This window comes from Pedobacter aquatilis, assembly GCF_032678405.1.
Classification (GTDB): domain Bacteria; phylum Bacteroidota; class Bacteroidia; order Sphingobacteriales; family Sphingobacteriaceae; genus Pedobacter; species Pedobacter aquatilis_A.
The window spans coordinates 356378-377549 of the sequence record NZ_JAVTSJ010000006.1; the positions used below are offsets into that span (position 1 = coordinate 356378).

Sequence of the window (21172 nt, forward strand, 5' to 3'; positions counted from 1 at the left end):
ATAGGAATTTCTGTTACCGCCAAAAGTAATGTGTATAAAAAAGCCCCGATTGTAAGATCGGGGCTTAAAATTTTGACTTTATTATTTCTTTGGATTTCCTTTTCCGTCCATATCAACAACTGGTCGTTTTGCTTGATTAGCTAATTCCCAGGCTATATAATAAGTTAAATGTGCTCTTTTTGCCAACAAAGGAAAGTTAATTTTACTTACCTCATCACCAGGTCTGTGATAATCTTGTTCCAGCATCCCATCGTAAAAGAAAATAATTGGAATACCTAACTTAGCAAAGTTGTAGTGATCTGAACGGTAATAGATTTGTTCAGGATCTTTCGGATCATCATATTTAAAATCCAGCTTCATTTTAGTATATGTTGCATTAACTCTATCCTGCAACTTTGCTAAATCGCTGCTTAACATTTTTGAACCTACTGAGTAAATGTAGTTTGCAGAATCTGGTTTACCCAGATACTCTTCGCCAATACGACCAATCATATCTGTATTTAAATCGGCAATTGTGTTTGCAACAGGGAATACCGGGTGTTCAGAATACCAGTCAGAACCCCATAATCCTTTTTCTTCACCAACAACTGTCATAAACAGGATGCTGCGTTTTGGACCTTTACCAGCTTTTTTAGCATCCATAAATGCTTTTGCCATTAATAAAACCCCTGTTGTTCCTGAACCATCGTCATCAGCACCATTATTAACTTTATCCTTAGCGTTCGGATCGTTAACTAAACCAATATGGTCATAGTGGCCTGTAAGTATCAATACTTCTTTTTTAAGAACCGGGTCAGAACCTTCCAGGTAACCCAGAACATTTTCACATCTAACAGGCGTATCTTGTTTAGCTGCACTTGCAGAAAAAGCGACGTTCAATACCTGCGATGCAGGTGCCTGGCTGTCGATTATTTTCTTTTGTAAATCAGCAACAGTTGTATTCGAAGCTTTCAATAATTCGTTGGCAACAGCAGTAGATATCGAAATACGTGGCGCACCATTTTGAGCTTCTAATGCAGCGCTCGATCTCACCAAAACTCTTCCTTTATTTTGTGCCTGTTTTGTGTTTTCGGTAATTCTATCAACCATCGGATCGATTAGAATGATCGCTTTAACACCATTTGCAGCAAAATATTTAGCTCTTTCTTCTAAAATAGCTCTATAGGTAGCTCTGTCCATTCTGGTACCAGCTTTAACTGTCGGGTCGCCAGCGCTGAACATCATTACAACCTTACCTTTAATATCGGTGCCGGCAAAATCATTGTAGCCCTCTTTTTTAATGGCATATCCTACAAAAACGATTTCGTCGGTAGAGAAAGTAAAACCTTTATCGCTAATTAAGCTCGGCGTTACCACATAATCTTTCTGGTATTCTTTCGGCTGACCATTAACCGTAACATGGCTTTCTTTTAGTGTTACGTTAACTAAATCAATTTTCTGGAAATATTCGCCATTTACAGGGCCTTTTAATCCGATAGACTTGAAATAATTACGAATATAATCTGCAGCCATCCATGCACCTTTGGTACCGGTTTCACGGCCTTCATATTCATCAGAAGCTAATACCGAAAGGTGTTTAAATCCTTCAGCCGGATTAATAGCTTTGCCAAACCGTATTGCATCCTTATTAGGAGCAAGTGGTTTTACTTGAGCGAAGCAGCTTATACTAAGTACTGATGCCAGGCCAAGGGTTAGAAATCTTTTATTCATTATGTAGTAAAAGTTAGTTGTTCAATATTAACAAGATATTTTATCAACCCTGTTCTGGTGTCGTCCACCTTCAAACTCGGTATTTAAAAAAGTTGTTGTAATTTCTTTTGCAAGTGTTTCGGAAACAAATCTTGCCGGGATACACAGCACATTCGCATCATTGTGTTTTCTTACTAATGATGCTACTTCGTTTTCCCAGCATAAACCAGCTCTGATATGCTGATGTTTATTTGCAGTTATCGCAACACCATTTGCCGAACCACAAAGTAAAATGCCATATTTAAAATCACCACTTTCTACTGCAGATGCAACAGGATGTGCAAAATCAGGATAATCCACTGAATCCAGCGAGTGGGTTCCAAAATCTTCAACCTCGTAATCAGAAAGGAAGGTTTTTAAAACTTCTTTGTATTCAAAACCTGCATGATCTGAACCTATTGCGATTTTAATTTTAGTGTTTGGCATCAGTCAAATTTATAGAGAATTATGAAATGTATTCGTAATGTTTTTGTTATTTGGCATAGAACGCTGCTTCGGCTTTTTTCTTTTTTCTTTCGATGTAGGCTGAAACGAAAATACTTAATTCATACAACAAGAATAATGGAGTAGCCACAATCAACATCGTCATAATATCAGGTGTTGGTGTTACAATCGCTGCAATAATTAAAATGATAACTGTTGCATAACGCCTGCTGGCACGCATCAATTTAGGTGTCATTAAACCTAATTTTGATAAAATGAATATCACTATTGGTAATTCGAAAATAATACCGGTACCAAGGGTTAAGGTAGCTACAGATGAAAGGTAAGAATCAACTGTAAATGTATTTTTAATTTCTTCACTTACCGTATAACCTGTTAAGAAGTTTACTGATAGAGGGCAAACAACAAAATAGCCGAAAAGAATACCTATGATAAATAATAATGATGCAGAAAATACAAACCCACTTGCCGATTTGCGCTCGTTATCGTGTAAGGCAGGTTTTACAAATCGCCATATTTCCCACAACAAATAAGGGAAACCAACAACGATGCCGCACATAACACATACATTTAATTGCAGGTTAAACTGCCCAGCCATTTCCGTGTTAATGATTTCGCCATTAATTTTGGTAATACACATATCCTTACCTAAGGATGGAAATGCCTCAACAAGTTTACACATCATTCTGTATGTCCAGAAGTCAGGTTTTTTGGGGCCGAAAATTATTTTATCAAGAATTTCTTCGTTGAAATAAAAGGCAATGCCTGTAAAAACCGCGATTGCAATAACCGCCCTGATTAAATGTTTACGCAATACATCGAGATGATCGAAAAAAGACATTTCTGCCTCTAAATTTGCGCCTTTATTACTGATTGCTTTTATAAGTGATTTTTCTCTGCTGTCGCTCATGTTGAAACAAAAATACCATTCTATTTGAATAGAATGGTATTTACGGGTTAAATATAAAAATAGTTTATATTATTATGAGAATTGACTTCAATTTTGAATGATAATGCGGTTTGAAGCCTATGCAAGCCCTTAAATTAGTTTACAAAATAAACGACTAGCAATTAAATCTGTACTTTAATTACACTTAACTGTTTTAAACTTGCGGGATTACTGTAGTTAAACTGATAAACACCGTCTTCTCCGGTTACGATTAAAGTTTTTGGGCCAGCAATAACATCGTAGCTTTTAATCATATTTAGTTGTTGTAAAAGGTTTTTACCAATCGCAGTTTTATCAGCGATATTAAAACTCTTAATTCCATAAACACCCTCACAAAGAAATAGATTATCGCCATTTACACTCAACCCATGAGGATTTTGCATTGGATAAACGGCAACTTGTTTAGGTTTCGTAGGGTCTTCAATATCTACTACCTCCAGCTGGTTAGTAGCTTGCATACACATGTTTCCGGTTCGAAGGGTTACATAGGCATATTTCCCTTGAACAACTACCGGATCGCAAGCAAATATGTGGCTGTAGGTTGAAAGCTTAACAGGATTTACAGGGTCTGCTGCACTGAAGATATGCATACCTGTATTAGTGCCGATAAATAATTTGTTCTCATAAGGGAATATAGTTTCTACGCCCCATCCTAAGTTAATTGATTTTACAAATGTTGGGTTAGCTGCCGTTTTTACATCAAATAGACTTAAATCCATTAAGCCTACTGTGTAAAGATAGTTGTTTAATAGGGTAAATCTGGCCATAGAGCCTCCTTGTCCGGATGAAGACGAGGAAGTACTGTAGCTCGAAGAAGCATAGAACATTTCTTTACTATAAGCCTGTTTATTTACAAGTGTATCTTTAAATGTAACTACATACTGCTGAGGGCCTGTAGCACTGGTATAAAACTGTTTAAAAACATCATTTACCCTTTTTATTTGCCTGATATTGTTTATCGAGGAAATATCAAATGCTAGCAAATCGACATAGCTGTCGGCATAAAGAACATTATTCTGAACAGCAATATCTATGTTTCCCGGAATTTGCAGAAAAGCTATGTTTACAGGGGCATTTGGATTGGCGTTATTAAAGATATGGATGCCTTTGTAAGGTTCGTTAATAAACAGAAAATCGTTGTAAATGTAAATTTTTCCGGTTTTCTTAGCTTTCACAGGTTTGGTAATGCCTACCGAAAGCGCTCTCATTTGCTGAACGGGAATCACCTTGGCTATTTGTATAAGCTCATAATCTCCGCTGTTGTCTTTTTTGCATTGGGTTAATAGCGCAATGGTCGATAGCAGCAATAACCCTTTGAGTAAATTTTTTTTCATGTTTCATGGTTTTTACACAAAACGAACATAAATGTATAAATGCTACATTGTCAGTGAATTAATTTTGTTTTTCGAATAAAAAAAACCGAGTATAAAAAAAGAGGCTGCACATTGTGTTACAGCCCCTCTTGTATTTTGAAATAAAATATTTAGAAATTATTCAGAAAACTCAAACGTTTCCATAAATTTTGTGGTGAAATTTCCAGCCCTGAAGTTAGGGTCTTTCATCAATTGTAAGTGGAAAGGAATTGTAGTTTTTATTCCTTCGATTACAAATTCACTTAAAGCACGTTCCATTGTGCAAATTGCCTCTTCGCGTGTTTGTGCCACGCAAATTAGCTTCGCAATCATCGAATCGTAGTTTGGTGGAATTTGATATCCTGCGTAAACATGCGTATCTACACGTACACCATGTCCGCCCGGTGAATGGAAGTTCGTGATTTTTCCAGGAGATGGACGGAAGTTATTTGCCGGATCTTCTGCATTGATACGACATTCAATTGCATGCATTTCCGGGGTATAGTTTTTACCCGAAATCGGAATACCTGCAGCAACTTTTATCTGCTCCTTAATTAAATCGAAATTGATTACTTCTTCTGTAACAGGGTGCTCTACCTGGATACGCGTATTCATTTCCATGAAATAGAAGTTACGGTGTTTATCAACCAAAAATTCGATTGTACCTGCGCCTTCATAATTTACTGCTTGTGCACCTTTAATAGCTGCTTCTCCCATTCTTAAACGAAGTTCTTCCGTCATAAATGGTGATGGAGATTCTTCAACTAATTTCTGGTGACGGCGTTGAATTGAGCAATCGCGTTCTGATAAGTGACATGCTTTACCAAACTGATCGCCAATAACCTGGATTTCAATATGGCGAGGGTCTTCGATATATTTTTCTAAATATAATCCATCGTTACCAAAAGCTGCTCCTGATTCCTGACGGGCACTGTCCCATGCATTTTCAAAATCTTCATCTTTCCAAACTACACGCATACCACGGCCACCACCACCGGCAGTTGCTTTCAGGATAACCGGGTAGCCCATGTCGTTAGCAATTGCAATACCTTCCTTAACGCTGGTAAGCAAACCATCAGAACCTGGAATAGTAGGGACACCTGCATTTTTCATCGTCTCTTTAGCCGATGCTTTGTCGCCCATACCATTAATTTGTTCAGGTGTTGCACCGATAAATTTAATTCCGTATTCGCGGCAGATGTTCGAAAATTTAGCATTTTCAGATAAAAACCCATATCCAGGATGGATAGCATCGGCATTGGTTAACTCTGCTGCCGAAATAATATTTGGAATATTTAGATATGAATCTTTACTTGGCGGCGGACCAATACACACAGCCTCATCAGCAAAACGTACGTGTAAACTCTCTCTATCTGCAGTAGAATAAACAGCAACAGTTTTGATGCCCATTTCTTTACAGGTACGAATGATACGCAAAGCGATTTCGCCCCTGTTGGCAATTAGTATTTTTTTAAACATAATTTTAATTTAGGATTACCCCGATTTAAAAGATTACACCGTTTAAGCGGTATAAGTAAAAATCTGTGAAATCAAATTAATCTGTGAAATCTATTTCTAAATAGGTTCTACTAAAAATAACGGTTGGTCGTACTCAACTGGTGATGCGTTTTCAACCAGGATTTTAACAATACGGCCAGAAACTTCACTTTCAATTTCGTTGAAAAGTTTCATCGCTTCAATAATGCAAACTACTTTACCAGTACCAACCTCATCACCAACATTTACAAACATTGGTTTATCAGGGCTCGATGAACGGTAGAAAGTACCAATCATTGGCGATTTAATGGTAATGTATTTAGAAGTATCTTCTGCTGCCGGAACAGCCGGAGTAGATGCAACTGGTGCTGTAGGAGCTGTGGCAACTGGTGCCGCTGCCTGCACAAGCGGTGCTTGTGGTACAGTAGCGTGTACAACGGTTGGTGCCTGGTTTGTTTTAATGGTGATTTTAAAATTCTCTTGCTCGATTGCAACTTCATTTACACCAGAACGGGAAACAAATTTGATCAGTTCCTGTATTTGTTTGATATCCATTTTTTAAGCTAGTTATTGTAAAAAATAGTGTTTATTGAATTAACTAAGTTATACTTTTTTTGTTTTAAATTTTATAAGTTCTTCAGTTGATTATTAATAGCTTACCGGTAAAATCATTGACCGGTAAATTAAAAATAAGTTCTCCTCAAACTAATTTGAATCGTAAGCCCATTTAAGGTATATAGAGCCCCATGTGAAACCACCACCAAATGCGGCAAGTACAATGTTATCGCCCTTTTTTAACTTACTTTCCCATTCCCATAAACATAATGGAATAGTTCCGTTAGTGGTATTGCCATAACGCTCAATGTTGATCATGACCTTATCTGTAGTAACACCCATACGGTTAGCAGTAGCATCGATAATACGTTTATTTGCCTGGTGAGGTACTAACCATGCAACATCATCTGATGTTAAATTGTTACGTTCCATAATTTCGGCCGCAACATCAGCCATATTGGTTACTGCAAATTTGAATACTGTTGGGCCTTCCTGGTGTGCAAAATGCTCTCTTGCATCAACAGTTTCATGCGAAGCAGGCTTAACTGAACCTCCGGCTTTCATGCCTAGGAAATCTCTTCCAGAACCATCTGTTCTTAAAATAGAATCCATAACACCTAAGCCTTCTTCATTCGGTTCAAGTAAAGCGCAACCGCAACCATCACCAAAAATAATACAGGTGGTACGGTCTTCATAGTTGATGATTGACGACATTTTATCGCCACCAACTACTAAAACTTTTTTATGTCTTCCTGATTCGATGAATGAAGCACCTGTTGATAAGCCAAAAATAAAGCCCGAACAAGCAGCCTGTAAATCGTAACCCCATGCATTTGTTGCACCAATTTTATCAGCTAAAACGTTTGCTGTTGCAGGGAAAGTAAAATCGGGTGTAGTGGTGCAGAAGATAATCAACTCGATTTCCTTTGCATCAATCCCCCTCTTTTTAAGTAAGCCATTTACAGCATGAACAGCCATATCTGAAGTACCTAAACCTTCGCCTTTTAAAATTCTGCGTTCTTTAATTCCCGTTCTGCTGGTAATCCATTCATCCGAAGTGTCAACAATGGTTTCTAACTCTGCGTTTGTAAGCACATAGTCGGGGACGTAACCATTTACTGCTGTGATAGCAGCGTGAATTTTACTCATTTTAAAAATTTTAATAAATTATTTAAATGCCGTTCTAATTTTGTCTACCAATCCGGTGGTAATCATTTCCCTGGATTGAAGAATCATATTTTTTACTGCCAGCGGACTGGAAATTCCATGTCCGATAACAACGGGAGCGTTAACACCTAACACCGGACTTCCACCATACTGTTCGTAATTAAAACGATCGAAAAACTCATCTTTCATTCCTTTTTTAACGGTAAGTACATAGAAAGATTCGGCTAATTTAAGCACCACGTTTCCAGTAAAACCATCACAAACAATAACATCAGCTTTATCGTTAAATAAATCTCTTCCTTCTACGTTACCAACAAAGTTAAATAGGTTTGTATCCTTCATTAAAGGGAAAGTAGCCATGCTTAGCATATTTCCTTTTTCATCTTCTTCGCCTATATTTAATAACGCAACTTTAGGTGCATTTATTTGCAATAAATTTTCGGCATATAAACTGCCTAAAACGCCAAATTGCAAAAGAATGTCGGGCTTGCAATCTGCATTAGCGCCAACATCAAGCAATAAGCCTGTGCCGCCTTTAATTTTTGGAAGAATGGTACATAAACATGGGCGGATAATGCCCGGAATAGTTTTAACGCTAAAAACTGCGCCAACCAGCATTGCCCCCGAATTACCTGCACTTGCAAACGAATCGATTTTACCTTCTTTTAAAAGGTTAAAGCCAACTGCTATGCTCGAATTAGGTTTCTGAACAATTGCTTTTGTGGGATGTTCGCCCATACCAATAACCTCATCAGTATGAACGTATTCAAAATGATCCGGATTAAAACCTTCTTCTGCGAGAATTGGTTTTATCTGTTCGGTATCGCCGATTAGAACCAGGTGTTCTCCGGCGTTTAGCGATTGATGAGCTGCTATTGCTCCTAAAACAATTGCTTTAGGAGCATAGTCTCCGCCCATTATGTCGAGGCCTATTTTCATAGAAAAAATCTGTCTGTGTTAGTTTTAGGTAAATCCTAAAATTTTCAGTTGACTAAGGTATGACTAAAGCCGCTGAAAACACAAACAATTTTTTAAGAAAATTACCCGATTTGAGTATTTTCGATAACCAATTTACCGTTATAGTATAGGTTACCATCAACGTTATATGCACGGTGAGGTACGTGGATAGCACCTGTTGCTGCGCAAGTTGCTAAAGAAGGAAGCTCAGCTTTATAGTGCGTTCTTCTTTTATTTTTTCTCTGTTTCGAGATTTTCCGTTTTGGATGTGCCATTGGTGTATAATCTAATTATTTTTTTAACTTATTAAGTGCTTCCCAACGCGGGTCGCTTATTTGTTCATTTTCTTCAGCCTGGTTGTCGATAGATAATTGTGTTAATCTAGCAATCATTTCCTGATCACATTCTTTACCAGCCTGATCACAATTTTTGATATAGGGCACGGCTACATTAATCATTTCGTATAGCGGCCTCGATATATCAATTTCGGTTTCTTTTCTGCTTAGCGAGATAATTTCATCATCATCACTCTCCAAATCATCACCTGCAAATTTTACAATTTGTCGTTCGTACAAATTAATTGGTAAAGGAAATTCAGATAAACATTTGTCGCAATCTAAATTTACGGTTCCAATTACTTTAAATCTTAAAAGTAACATGGTTTCCTGCTTCTCAAGCTCCAGGTTAACTTTTAAATCCCCCGTTTTAATCAACGAATACTCGAAAGCATTAAAAAAGGCATCATCAAGCTCATATTCAAACTGATGGCTTCCCAATTTTAATCCGGTAAACGGTACTGAAAATTGTTTTAGCGGGTTCAAAGTACTGTAAAATTTTAGCCTGCAAATGTAGGGATAAAATACTTAGATAAAAAATGTTTTTTAAAAATTGTTGGCTATTAAAAAACCCGAGAGGTTTTTAAAACCTCTCAGGTTTAGTTTTTTAAAACCATTTCTTTGTTATTTCTACTCCATTCGCTCCACGAGCCAACGTAAAGTTTTGGAATTGGTAAGCCAGCATAATCTAGGGCTAATAATGTATGACATGCCGTAATGCCAGAGCCGCAATGAACAATAACATTTTCTGGCTTAACTGTAGAAAGTGCCGAAGTATATTTTTCTTTTAAAATTTCAGGTGATAAAAACCTTCCATCAATATCTAAATTTTCGGTGAAAGGAATGTTTACAGCGCCCGGAATATGGCCTGCAATTAAGTCGATAGGTTCGGTTAAACCAGCGTAACGGTTGGCATCGCGAACATCAATAACAATATATTGGTCGGATCTGGACACCTTTTCTACTTCTTCGATATTCGATAAGGGCAGGTTCCAGTTTTCTATTTCATATTTTTCTACAGATTTTGGCACTTCAGTTTTACTTGTTGTTGGAAATCCAGCTTTCACAGCAGCCTGGAAGCCACCATCTATCACCTGAACTTTTTCATGACCGATGGCCTTTAACATCCACCATAACCTGGCTGCCGCATTTCCACCATTTTTATCATCGTAAACAATTACGTGTGTGTTTTTAGTAATGCCGAATTTCTGTAAAACATCCGAAAATTGTTCATAGGTTGGTAGGGGATGCCTGCCACCTTTTTCAAAACCGCCAATATTGGCCAAATCTTCATTTACATCGGCAAATAAAGCGCCAGCTAAATGCTGTTCATCGTAACGGGTTTTTGAGCCGGCATTTGCATCGATAATTACAATTTCGTCATCCTGATTTAACCAAGTTAATTCTTCGGGTTTTATGATTGGGGGTAATGATTTCATGTTTTGAATTTAATAATTTTTGAACTATTACGACGGTAATTACTGAAATTAAAGCAGGGAGGCTTGATAAGTTTAAGTTTCCAATGAACAATATTAAGAATATGCAAAAAGAGAAACAGAAATGCTGTTAATGTGATATATTATCAACAGGTCGATCCATGGTATGACTACTATTTTCTGAGTGCCAATAACCCTAAAATTGGACCAATTGCTAATACCGTATAAAGGTAATGTGAATTTATCTCTTTTGATAATAGATTGATTACCTGAATGCTGATAATTGTAATAGCAAAGCCAATGCAATTTACCAGGGTAAGCGAGGTACCTTTTAAAGTTTCGGGTGCATTTTTGGCTACCAATGATGAAAATAATGGGGAATCGGCTGTACCGGATAAGCCCCAGGTAAAAAGAAACGCTAAGAAAATATAAACCGAACTTGTGAAAAGAAATAAGGGCGATAGCAAACAACACATCCCCGAAATGGAAAGCGCTATCATGGCTATTCGTTTCGCACCATATTTTTGAGAAAGTAATCCACCAATCATACATGATATTCCGCCGGAGGCGATAACGAGAAAAGAAAATAGTGAAATATTTAAAGCTACATTTTGGTGCGTGTTATTGTATAATAAAATCATTCCTGGTAGAAATGCCCAGAATGTGTATAGTTCCCACATGTGCCCGAAATAGCCCAATGCTGCCGAACGGAAACCAGTATTCTTAAATCCACTTAAGCAGGCACGGAAATCGAATTTTTGCCCAGGCTTTCTAAATGGTCCGTTCGGTACAGATAAAAATACGCTCACCGCTCCAATCAATGATAATATTGAGGTTGCGTAGATTACATATTTCCATGGAAAATCTGCAGTAACGGTTTTTAACAAATGAGGAAAAGCAGTCCCTAAAACCAAAGCACCCACCAAAAAGCCCAAAGATTTTCCTAAACCATCCTGAAAATAGTCGGAGGCAATCTTCATCCCAACTGGATAAATCCCTGCCAGCATAAAGCCAGTTAAAAATCTGAATAATAATAAAAAGTTAACATTATGCAATTCGAGGCACATCCCTAGGTTAAAGAGTGCTGCTGCAATACCACAGGTGAAGAAAACTTTTGAAGGTGGAAAAATATCTGATATGGTAAAAACAGCGAATACCAATGTTCCGCTAATAAAGCCAAATTGCACCATGCTGGTTAAATTGGCCAGGAGATTAATTTCACCGGGAAAATTTTTTATGATATCGGATAGAACGGCATTGCCTGCAAACCATAATGATGTGCATAAAAACTGCGAAACAACAATTATTGGTAAGATTTTTTTAGTGCTACTCATTTTTATTTGTTGCACAATTTTAACTAAAATAAACCTGATAGCAGTGGAAATACTTTTTTTTCGGTTCTTGCGGAAAAGATTGCTACGCCATTGCTCCTCGCAATAACGACAAGGTGAGAAATGGCAGGAGTTTAAAAAGGATTGTAACGAATAGCAGGACTACCGAAGCCGATAAAAAACTGAAATTGCTTTTCTATAAACAAACTTTGCTTTCGTCTTTTAGCTTTCAGCTTTAAGAAGCATCATCCTTAATATCGAATTGTGTTTCTACAACTTTTCCGCCAGTACGCAGCTGGTTGCTAAGCATTTCTTCCTGCTCACGGCGATTTTTAACAATGTGGATAGCTGAAAATAGTGCCTCCGTGAACGAGGTTGAATCGGCAAGATCTTTACCTGCAATATCATAACCAGTACCATGATCGGGAGAGGTGCGGACAAAATTCAATCCTGCAGTGTAGTTTACGCCGTTATGGAATGCCAGCGTTTTGAAAGGAATTAATCCCTGGTCGTGGTACATGGCTAAAACCGCGTCGAATTTTTTATAGCTGCCATTGCCAAAAAATCCATCGGCCGGATATGGACCGAAACACATGATACCTTTATCGTAGGCTTCCTGTATTGCAGGTGTAATTACCTCAGCTTCTTCAGTGCCTAATAAACCATTATCGCTGGCGTGAGGATTTAAGCCTAAAACTGCAATTTTTGGTTTCTCAATCCAGAAATCTTTTTTTAAGCTCTCATTAATCAGCTTTATCTTATTAAGAATTTTTTCTTTTGTAATTGCCGTTGGTACGTCTTTAACTGGGATATGTCCCGTAACAACGCCGACCCGCAGTTGCTCGCTGATTAAGAACATCAGCACATCTTTGCTGCCACTCTTTTCCTGTAGGTACTCGGTGTGGCCTGGGAAGGCGAAGGTTTCCGACTGGATATTATGTTTATTAATTGGTGCTGTAACCAATGCATCAATATCGCCACTTACCAAATCTGCAGTTGCCCGTTCTAAAGATAAGAGTGCATATTTTCCACCTGTTTCAGTAACCTGTCCCAGCTCAATTTTTACATCTTCTTCCCAGCAGTTAATCATATTCGCTTTTTTAAGCTGCGCCTGATTGGCATGGTTAATCACGTTAAAACTGAAATCGCCAAGGTTATTTGCCTTTCTGTGGAAGGACGAAATCTTAGTGTGGCCATAAACAATTGGAGTACAATAATTTAAAATGGCAGGATTAGATAATGTTTTAATAATTACCTCTAAACCTATACCGTTTATATCGCCTATACTAATACCAATTTTAAGTTTATTGCTCATAATTACTGGAAAATTTAGCGCAAAATACTGATTTTCGGTTAAAGACTTTAAAAAAAATGAAACCACGGAGCGCCCGAAGTGATTCGCAAAGAAATAATAAGCCTATCTTTGCATACTTAGCGTCGAATCTTTATACGCTGTGTGGTTAAGATATCCGACAAAATTTTAGGTATGAGTTTAGTAAAAGCAAAGAAACATTTAGGTCAGCATTTTTTAACTGATAAAGGCATAGCCAACAGGATTGTAGAGAGTCTGGTTAGTACCGATAAATACAATCAGGTTTTAGAAGTTGGACCAGGGATGGGTATTCTTTCTGATTTTTTGTTACAGCGCAAAGATTTACAAACTTATTTAATTGATATCGACACGGAATCTTTCCATTTTTTAAATGAAAAATACCCGCAGTTGGGCGATCGCTTAATTAACGGCGATTTTCTTAAGCTTAATTTCGATGATATCTTTCCTGGTCAGTTTGCTATTATTGGTAATTTTCCATACAATATTTCTTCACAGATTTTATTTAAAATTTTAGACAACCGGAATAAAGTTGTGGAAATGGTTGGTATGTTTCAGAAAGAGGTTGCCCTGCGTTGTGCTGCACCTGCAGGGAGTAAAGAGTATGGAATTTTAAGTGTTTTTCTGCAGGCCTATTATAAAATTGAATACCTGTTTACCGTTAAGCCAGGTACTTTTAATCCACCACCCAAGGTGCATTCGGCGGTAATCAGGTTAACCAGAAATGATGTAGAGGCTTTGGACTGCGATGAAAAATTATTCTGGCGTGTGGTAAAAGCGGGTTTCAACCAACGACGCAAAACATTACGCAACGCGGTTTCGGCAGTAATGCCAAAAGATAAAATGGATGATCATATTTATTTTGAAAAACGGGCTGAACAATTAACTGTGGCTGATTTTGTAGCGTTAACGCAGCATGTAGCCAAATTGATGCAAGCTTGATATTAGAATTGATTTGCGAAGTATTTTCTTGCAAAGCAATGATTATTTTCGTTGAATTTCTCCTTTCCTTTGCAGCACAATTCTAAAATATCATGGTTAATTACAGCGAAATTTTCAACGAACAGGGAATGGATTATCAAACCTACAGGGCCTTGATCGATCAACTTTTATTGGAAGGAAAAGCTACAGGCGATGTTACTTACGATTTGCATTACACCAAAATGAATGTGCAGCGCATGAGCCGTGTTGATAAGACAATTAGCCTGAACGATGAATTAATATCGACAATAAATCATCTTAAAGGAAACTATAAGTTTTTGGTAATTACTGAGGGTTGGTGCGGCGATGCTGCCCAGATTGTCCCTGTTTTTAATAAAATTGCGGTAGCCTCTTTAGGTAAAATCGATTTAAAATTTGTGTTAAGAGATAAAAACCTGCCTCTAATAGATGCGCATTTAACCAATGGTGGAAGGGCAATCCCGGTTTTAATTATTCTTAACGAAAATGCAGATGAAGTTTTGGCAACATGGGCGCCAAGGCCACAAGTTTTGCAGGGCCTTTTGAAAGCCTGGAAACAAGAAACTACAGAGATGACTATTCTGGCAGAAAAACTTCACGGTTGGTACGCAAAGGATAAAACCCAAACCACGCAAGCCGAACTGAATGAACTTTTAAAAGGGGTGTAGATTAAACTGATTTTAGTACGGCTTCTAAATCTTTATCAGAAATAGATTCTTTATCTGCTTTATCGTAAATTGATAATAAGTAGATAACTTTATTAATAATCCGAATATTTGTAATTAACCTGGCTCCTGCAGACTTTCCTTTCCCTTTGCTTTTAATCGCTAAGCGAATTTTATAACAATTATCGCCAATTGGTGTGCCTTGATTAGGGTTTTTCTTTAATTTCTCTACGAGTGCTATTACATCACTTTTCGCAGATTTGTGTTTTTTGCAGATTTTTTTGAATTCTTTATCGAAGAGGGATGAGGTTAAGACATTAAAGCTCATCAATAAGTTCGTTGAACGTTTTTAGTTTAATTTTCCCCTCTTCAGCCAATTGTGTTTCTTGGAAAGCTTTCGCTAAATCCTTTAATTGTTTTTCTTTTAATTTATCAATGCTTTTAATCGTTACACCTTTCATGCTTTTCAAAGTTTCCAGAATTGAAAGTGCTTTATCTTCTTTTATTTCTAATGTAACTTCCATGTTGGTAAAATCTTATAACATAAATATACGATTTTCTACTTGAGAATGCTAGTCAACAGAAACGGTTAATCCTTCTTGCTGTAAAATTTTACGGTAAATTTCCATTTCGGTAAATGAACCTTCAAGAACAGGGCATTTTCCTTCATTATGCACCTTCCAGGCAATTTTTTCAGATTGAGATTCGTTATAATCTAAATATTTCATCATGCAGTAAATTACATGATCGAAAGTATTTACATCATCATTCCACAAAATAAGGCGGTGTACGGTTTTTAGAGAAGTTAGAATTTCTTCGAGCGTAAAGGTCTCTTCTTTGGTTTCTGTAGACATGTTGCAAAAATAACTATTTTTATGGAAGATGTAATATGTTAAATGGAAGATGGTTGCGATTATTTTAGCAGTGGAAAAACGGATTTTTGCATTTGTATTACATTTCCCATCATACTTGATACATCTTTCATCCATTTTAATACATTTGTTAACCAAATAATAAGAGTATGCATCAATCTAAAATTGCAGGAATCGGCTATTATGTTCCGAAGAATGTTTATACCAATGATGATTTAAGTCGTTTTATGGAAACAAGTGATGAATGGATTCAGGAACGTACCGGGATTCAGGAACGCCGATTTGCCGACAGGTATGAGGAAACCACTACCACCATGGGTATTGAAGCAGCAAAGATTGCAATTGAAAGAGCAGGTATTACTGCTAACGATGTAGATTTTATCATTTTCGCAACTTTAAGCCCTGATTATTATTTTCCGGGTTGCGGAGTTTTGTTACAACGTGAAATGGGCATGGGCGAAATAGGTGCCCTCGATATCCGTAATCAGTGTTCAGGCTTTGTTTATGCACTTTCGGTTGCTGACCAGTTTGTAAAAACAGGGATGTATAAAAATATTTTGGTTGTAGGTAGCGAAAAACATTCTTTTGCAATGGATTTTGAAACCCGAAGCCGAAATGTTTCGGTAATTTTTGGCGATGGTGCAGGCGCCGTGGTTTTACAGCCAACCAATGAGCCGGGCAAGGGCATTTTAAGTACGCATTTACACAGTGATGGTGCTGATGCGGAGATTCTGGCCATGCATTACCCTGGAGCACATGCGAATAAATGGCTAAAAGATAAGCCTTCATTCCCTGACCAAGAGTTAGGCGGTTTATTTATGACGAAGGAAATATTTGATAGCGGTGCTGCGCTGCCCTATATGGATGGGCCATCTGTATTTAAAAAAGCGGTTGTAAAATTTCCAGAAGTAATTAAAGAAGCGCTTGCTGCCAACAATTTAACAGAAAAAGATATTAATATGCTGGTACCTCACCAGGCAAATTTAAGAATAAGCCAGTACGTTCAGCAATTGCTTGGTTTAAAAGAAGAACAGGTTTTTAATAATATTCAAAAATACGGTAATACGACAGCGGCATCGGTACCTATCGCTTTGTGCGAAGCTTGGGAAGCAGGTAAAATAAAGGATGGCGATTTAGTATGCCTTGCTGCATTTGGTTCGGGTTTTACCTGGGCAAGTGCGCTAATTCGGTGGTAATTCAAGGTTTCGTAACTAAATTTTGACATTTCGTGTAAAATAACTGAAATTCAGGGATATAATGAGTAGCTTTATCATGTCCCGGTTTTTGTTTTATGGCATTAGATGTTTACACAGGAAGTTTCGGATCAAAAGAACTAAATCATTTACTAAAGCGAACCCTGTTTGGTGCTAAAAGAAGTGAACTAATTTCGCTTGCAGGTCAGTCTGTATCTCAGGTTGTCGATTTGCTGCTGAAAGATCTTTCACTTCCAAATCCACCAGTTAATAATTACAATGATACGGGTTATACCGATGCAAATGTGCCGGCCGGGCAAACCTGGGTAAATGCGCTTTATACCGATGGAACTGCAAACAGCCGTCGTGTGTCGTCATTTAAATCGTGGTGGGTAACCCAAATGATTAATCAACCCGTTTCACTACGCGAAAAGATGACGCTTTTTTTGCACAATCATTTTTCTACAGAAGCTGATACGGTTGATGATGCCCGGTACATCTACAAACACAATAATTTATTACGAAGTTTCGCTTTTGGTAATTTTAAAAGCCTCGTAAAACAGGTAACGATTGATCCGGCAATGGTTCGGTACTTAAATGGTTATGCCAGCACCAAAACGGCTCCTGATGAAAATTACAGCAGAGAGCTGCAGGAACTCTTTACCGTTGGAAAGGGACCCGACTCGAAATACACGGAAGCAGATGTTAAGGCCGCCGCAAAACTATTAACCGGTTACACATTAGATGGAATTAATATTACCTCTGTTTTTAATGCTTCGAGGCACGATACAACCGATAAACAGTTTTCATCATTTTATGGGAATAAATTAATTAAAGGAAGAACGGGTACTGATGGAGCAAAGGAAGTAGATGATTTACTCGACATGATTTTTGCCCAGGTAGAAGTAAGTAAATACGTTTGCCGAAGATTGTATCGCTTCTTTGTTTATTACGATATTACTGCCGATGCAGAAGCAAATGTTATAAGCCCACTCGCCGAGATTTTCAGGAATGCCAATTATGAAATAAAACCTGTACTAAAGGCATTATTTACGAGTAATCACTTTTTTCTACCGCAAAACCGTTCGTGTAACATTAAATCGCCGGTTGATTTTGTAGTTGGCCTTGCCAGGGAATTTGAAATTGTTTTCCCCGATGCCAGCGATTATGTAAATGTTTATTACATCAGCGATTACCTGAGAAGCACGGCCGCGAACCTGCAGCAAAACCTGGGTGATCCGCCAAATGTTTCTGGATGGCCAGCCTATTACCAGGTTCCGCAGTTTTATGAGCTTTGGATTAACTCTGATACTTTGCCAAAACGAAATGTTTTTACCGATAGGTTTATCAGTACAGGTTATACCAGAAACAATAAAAAAATTGTTATCGATCCAATCGCTTACACCTCAAAGTTAAGCAAGCCTGAAGATCCGAATGTGGTTGTAGATGAAGCCATCGCACATTTATATACCATTGAGGTTAGTGCAGAGGTAAAGAAATTTTTAAAGAGCATTTTACTCAGTAATCAAGTTACTGATGGCTACTGGACAACTGCCTGGCTCGATTATAAAGCAGCCCCAACAACAGCAAAAACAACTATCATTCAAACACGGTTACAAGAGTTTTATAAATACATCATGAATCTTGAAGAATATCAGCTATCATGAAAAGACGTGAATTTATAACAAAGGCCATGCCGGCGGGAGTAGTAATTCCTTCCTTAATCGGTGGGTTTTCGCTGAAGGCTTTCGGTGCATCAAGTTTACTGTCTGCCCTGACCTCTGCAAATCAGGAAACCGATCATGTTTTAGTTATTATTCAGTTAAACGGAGGTAATGATGGTTTGAATATGGTTATTCCTTTGGATCAATATGATAACCTTGCACTTGCCCGTCCGAATATTATTCTTCCAAAAAATAAAATTATTAAGCTTTCCGGTTATAATACGGGGATCCATCCGGCAATGTCAGGACTTGCAGGTTTATACGATGACGGCCGGGTACAGGTTGTGCAGTCAGTTGGCTATCCGCAACCAAATTTCAGCCATTTCAGGGCGACTGATATCTGGCTGTCAGCATCAGATTCTGATCAGGTGGTTGATAGTGGTTGGGCCGGAAGGTATCTTTCTGAAGAATACACCAATTTTCCGATAGGTTATCCAAATACGGTAATGCCCGATCCACTGGCCATACAAATAGGTTCATTTATTTCGCCTGCTTTTCAGGGACCATCGGTAAACATGGGAATGGCGATTTCAGACCCTGTAAATTTTTACAACCTGATAAACGGCATCCAGTCTCCGGCCCCAAACAGTAACGCCGGAAAAGAATTAACTTATGTACGCCAGGTAGCCCAGCAAACACAACAATATGCATCGGTAATAAAAAGTGCTGCAGCAAAAATAACCAAGCAAGGTACATACCCATCAAATAATTCACTTGCCGACCAGTTAAAAGTGGTTGCCCGCCTGGTAGGAGGCGGCTTGAAAACCAGGCTGTATATGGTTAATATTGGCTCTTTCGATACACATGCTTCGCAGGTGAATACCGGTGCTAACGAAACAGGCACACACGCGGTACTGCTTCAAAAAGTTAGCGATGCAATTAAAGCTTTTATGGACGATTTGAAAGGTCTTGGTGCTGCGAAAAGAGTGGCCGGAATGACTTTCTCCGAATTCGGCCGCCGTATAAAATCTAACGCAAGTAATGGAACTGACCACGGTGCAGCAGCGCCGCTAATTGTTTTTGGCGAGGCTATTCAGGGCGGTGTTTTAGGTAAAAATCCAACCATATCGGCAACTACCTCTGTTAACGATAACATTCCGATGCAGTACGATTTCAGGTCGGTTTACGCAACATTACTTGAAAAGTGGTTTTGTGTTGATAAGGCAACTTTATCCAATGTAATGTTAAAAGATTTCCAGTCTTTACCATTAATTCAGCCGGGTATTAATTGTATGTCGACCAGTCTGGCGCAAGCCAACCGACTGAGCGGAGAAAGTTTAATCTCGAATTATCCTAACCCTTTTACGTCTTCAACAACCATAAAATATACTTCAAAAGGTGGACATGTACTTATTCAGGTTTTTAATACCATGGGTAAATTAATGTCGACAGTTGTTGATGCGGTCAAGGATGAAGGCACTTATAATATTAATTTCGAAAACCAGCATTATGCACCTGGTGTGTATTATGCAAGGTTACAAAACGGCGAATTGCAACAGGTACGGAACATGCTCATCGTAGCCTAAGCTAAAAATTGATACCTTTACCGGCATTATTTCCTGTATTCTTTACAGAAGGTGATTTTTTACCGTTCAATTTTAAGAAATGAAATTTAAGTTAGGCGATTTTGTGCGTTTTATTGATGAAAAACGTGAAGGTTATGTAACCCGGATAATCGATGCACAAACACTTGGAGTTACCGATGATGACGGTTTTGAAATCCCCGTGGCCATCAGTAATTTAACATCGGTTCATGGACATGGTGTTGTTGCCGAAGAAATAGATACCCCTAAACCAATTCATGTTAACGTACCTGAAGTTAATAAGCTGGAGAACGGAGTTTATATAGCTGTAGCAACCGATGACAAGGCCGGAAATGTTGTCCATTTTCATTTGCTCAACCATTCAGTAAATGTACTCCTGGTAACTTTAACAACCGAGCGCAAAGAAAAATATGCAGGTGCTTTCTATGGCGTTCTGGAAGCAAACCAATCAAAACTTGTTTATTCGGCATCGCTGGCCGATTTAGATATATGGCCAGAATTTACCTTTCAGGTTTTATTGTTCAGTCAGGCGGATGTAAAGCCCGTTACACCTTTGGTCATTAAGAAGAAGTTCAGGGCAAAGGATTTTTCACTAGAGCAGAAGGATTTGCCTCAGCTAAAAATTAAAGGATGGTTAATCCGCTTGGATGAACTTCCATCAGTTCCCATTGATGCTCAAAAACTAAAGGAAAGCTTTTTCAAAACGGCCGAAGAGAAAAAAACGGTGGCTGTACCTGCAAAAGAAATAGACCTACACATAGAGCAGTTAAGAAACGATCATCATTTTTTAGCTCCTGATGAAATCCTGCAGATTCAGTTAACGCATTTTCAACAGGCCCTTGATGCAGCTATAGTGCATCACTTCGATAAAATGATTTTTATTCATGGTTCTGGAAATGGTACTTTAAGGGATAAAATCCACAAACTGATTAGTAAGAACCCGCATATTAAAACCTATATGGATGCCCGAAAAGAAAAGTTTGGTTATGGGGCAACGGAGGTTGTTTTTAAGTAAATTTATGATTGAATAAAGCTCCATTAACTTCATTTCGAGGAACGAAGTAATCCTGTTTCAAATGAAATATATTTTCGGATTAAGAGTACTTCGTGCC

The 21172-nt window shown here is 38.0% G+C and carries 22 protein-coding genes; 6 read left to right on the plus strand and 16 right to left on the minus strand.

Annotated features, from left to right (window positions below; genetic code table 11):
- Positions 1–81: 81 nt before the first annotated feature.
- The 13 genes from R2R71_RS17530 to pdxA all read right to left on the minus strand — a co-directional run bounded on the left by R2R71_RS17530 (position 82) and on the right by pdxA (position 13087).
- Positions 82–1710, minus strand: a complete 1629-nt coding sequence (locus R2R71_RS17530; protein WP_316832572.1) for a M28 family peptidase — start codon at positions 1708–1710, stop codon at positions 82–84.
- A gap of 27 nt (positions 1711–1737) precedes the next feature.
- Positions 1738–2175, minus strand: coding sequence for a ribose 5-phosphate isomerase B (gene rpiB / locus R2R71_RS17535; RefSeq protein ID WP_316832573.1), 438 nt, complete (start codon positions 2173–2175; stop codon positions 1738–1740).
- A gap of 46 nt (positions 2176–2221) precedes the next feature.
- Positions 2222–3103, minus strand: coding sequence for a twin-arginine translocase subunit TatC (tatC, locus tag R2R71_RS17540; RefSeq protein WP_316832574.1), 882 nt, complete (start codon positions 3101–3103; stop codon positions 2222–2224).
- Positions 3104–3264: 161 nt separating this feature from the next.
- Positions 3265–4476, minus strand: coding sequence for a hypothetical protein (locus R2R71_RS17545; RefSeq protein ID WP_316832575.1), 1212 nt, complete (start codon positions 4474–4476; stop codon positions 3265–3267).
- 156 nt (positions 4477–4632) lie between these two features.
- A complete protein-coding gene (accC, locus tag R2R71_RS17550) occupies positions 4633–5973 on the minus strand; it encodes an acetyl-CoA carboxylase biotin carboxylase subunit (protein ID WP_316832576.1) in 1341 nt (446 codons plus the stop codon).
- Positions 5974–6069: 96 nt separating this feature from the next.
- Positions 6070–6546 carry an acetyl-CoA carboxylase biotin carboxyl carrier protein gene (accB, locus tag R2R71_RS17555; RefSeq protein ID WP_316832577.1) on the minus strand — a complete coding sequence of 159 codons (477 nt, stop codon included), beginning with the start codon at positions 6544–6546 and terminating at the stop codon, positions 6070–6072.
- Positions 6547–6696: 150 nt separating this feature from the next.
- Entirely contained in the window at positions 6697–7695 is a 999-nt protein-coding gene (locus R2R71_RS17560; RefSeq protein WP_316832578.1) for a beta-ketoacyl-ACP synthase III, read from the minus strand.
- 18 nt (positions 7696–7713) lie between these two features.
- Positions 7714–8652 (minus strand): phosphate acyltransferase PlsX, encoded by a 939-nt coding sequence (gene plsX, locus R2R71_RS17565; RefSeq protein WP_316832579.1) that lies wholly within the window; start codon positions 8650–8652, stop codon positions 7714–7716.
- 101 nt (positions 8653–8753) lie between these two features.
- On the minus strand, positions 8754–8945 hold the full coding sequence (rpmF, locus tag R2R71_RS17570) for a 50S ribosomal protein L32 (RefSeq protein ID WP_196096996.1): 192 nt from the start codon (positions 8943–8945) through the stop codon (positions 8754–8756).
- A gap of 15 nt (positions 8946–8960) precedes the next feature.
- Positions 8961–9491, minus strand: a complete 531-nt coding sequence (locus R2R71_RS17575) for a DUF177 domain-containing protein (RefSeq protein WP_316832580.1) — start codon at positions 9489–9491, stop codon at positions 8961–8963.
- A 113-nt stretch (positions 9492–9604) separates the two neighbouring features.
- A complete protein-coding gene (locus R2R71_RS17580) occupies positions 9605–10444 on the minus strand; it encodes a sulfurtransferase (protein WP_316832581.1) in 840 nt (279 codons plus the stop codon).
- A gap of 170 nt (positions 10445–10614) precedes the next feature.
- Positions 10615–11775: an MFS transporter gene (locus R2R71_RS17585; RefSeq protein ID WP_316832582.1), complete on the minus strand. Its 1161-nt coding sequence runs from the start codon at positions 11773–11775 to the stop codon at positions 10615–10617.
- A 232-nt stretch (positions 11776–12007) separates the two neighbouring features.
- Entirely contained in the window at positions 12008–13087 is a 1080-nt protein-coding gene (gene pdxA, locus R2R71_RS17590) for a 4-hydroxythreonine-4-phosphate dehydrogenase PdxA (protein ID WP_316832583.1), read from the minus strand.
- Positions 13088–13258: 171 nt separating this feature from the next.
- On the opposite strand from pdxA, the gene rsmA reads away from it, so the two are divergent.
- Together rsmA and R2R71_RS17600 are read left to right on the plus strand one after the other, a co-directional pair.
- Positions 13259–14044, plus strand: a complete 786-nt coding sequence (rsmA, locus tag R2R71_RS17595; protein ID WP_316832584.1) for a 16S rRNA (adenine(1518)-N(6)/adenine(1519)-N(6))-dimethyltransferase RsmA — start codon at positions 13259–13261, stop codon at positions 14042–14044.
- Positions 14045–14136: 92 nt separating this feature from the next.
- Complete coding sequence (locus R2R71_RS17600) at positions 14137–14730, plus strand: thioredoxin family protein (protein ID WP_316832585.1); 594 nt, start codon at positions 14137–14139, stop codon at positions 14728–14730.
- A 1-nt stretch (position 14731) separates the two neighbouring features.
- Here the strand turns inward: R2R71_RS17600 and R2R71_RS17605 are convergent, their stop codons facing one another.
- From R2R71_RS17605 to R2R71_RS17615, 3 genes are read right to left on the minus strand one after another with little or no spacing between them, the layout of a single operon-like run.
- Positions 14732–15055 (minus strand): type II toxin-antitoxin system RelE/ParE family toxin, encoded by a 324-nt coding sequence (locus R2R71_RS17605; RefSeq protein ID WP_316832656.1) that lies wholly within the window; start codon positions 15053–15055, stop codon positions 14732–14734.
- Complete coding sequence (locus R2R71_RS17610; protein ID WP_316832586.1) at positions 15045–15251, minus strand: hypothetical protein; 207 nt, start codon at positions 15249–15251, stop codon at positions 15045–15047. Before R2R71_RS17610 ends, R2R71_RS17605 begins: the two co-directional genes overlap by 11 nt.
- A 48-nt stretch (positions 15252–15299) precedes the next feature.
- Entirely contained in the window at positions 15300–15581 is a 282-nt protein-coding gene (locus R2R71_RS17615) for an ATP-dependent Clp protease adaptor ClpS (RefSeq protein ID WP_316832587.1), read from the minus strand.
- 167 nt (positions 15582–15748) lie between these two features.
- Here R2R71_RS17615 and R2R71_RS17620 point away from each other — a divergent pair, with 167 nt between their 5' ends.
- The 4 genes from R2R71_RS17620 (at position 15749) to R2R71_RS17635 (ending at position 21075) form a co-directional block, all read left to right on the plus strand.
- The gene (locus R2R71_RS17620; protein WP_316832588.1) at positions 15749–16795 is read left to right on the plus strand and encodes a beta-ketoacyl-ACP synthase III; all 1047 of its coding nucleotides are present in this window, start codon (positions 15749–15751) and stop codon (positions 16793–16795) included.
- Positions 16796–16890: 95 nt separating this feature from the next.
- Positions 16891–18459 (plus strand): DUF1800 domain-containing protein, encoded by a 1569-nt coding sequence (locus R2R71_RS17625; RefSeq protein ID WP_316832589.1) that lies wholly within the window; start codon positions 16891–16893, stop codon positions 18457–18459.
- Entirely contained in the window at positions 18456–20042 is a 1587-nt protein-coding gene (locus R2R71_RS17630; protein WP_316832590.1) for a DUF1501 domain-containing protein, read from the plus strand. The genes R2R71_RS17625 and R2R71_RS17630 overlap by 4 nt, the downstream gene beginning before the upstream one ends.
- Before the next feature lie 79 nt (positions 20043–20121).
- Positions 20122–21075 carry a Smr/MutS family protein gene (locus tag R2R71_RS17635; protein WP_316832591.1) on the plus strand — a complete coding sequence of 318 codons (954 nt, stop codon included), beginning with the start codon at positions 20122–20124 and terminating at the stop codon, positions 21073–21075.
- Positions 21076–21172 lie beyond the last annotated feature (97 nt).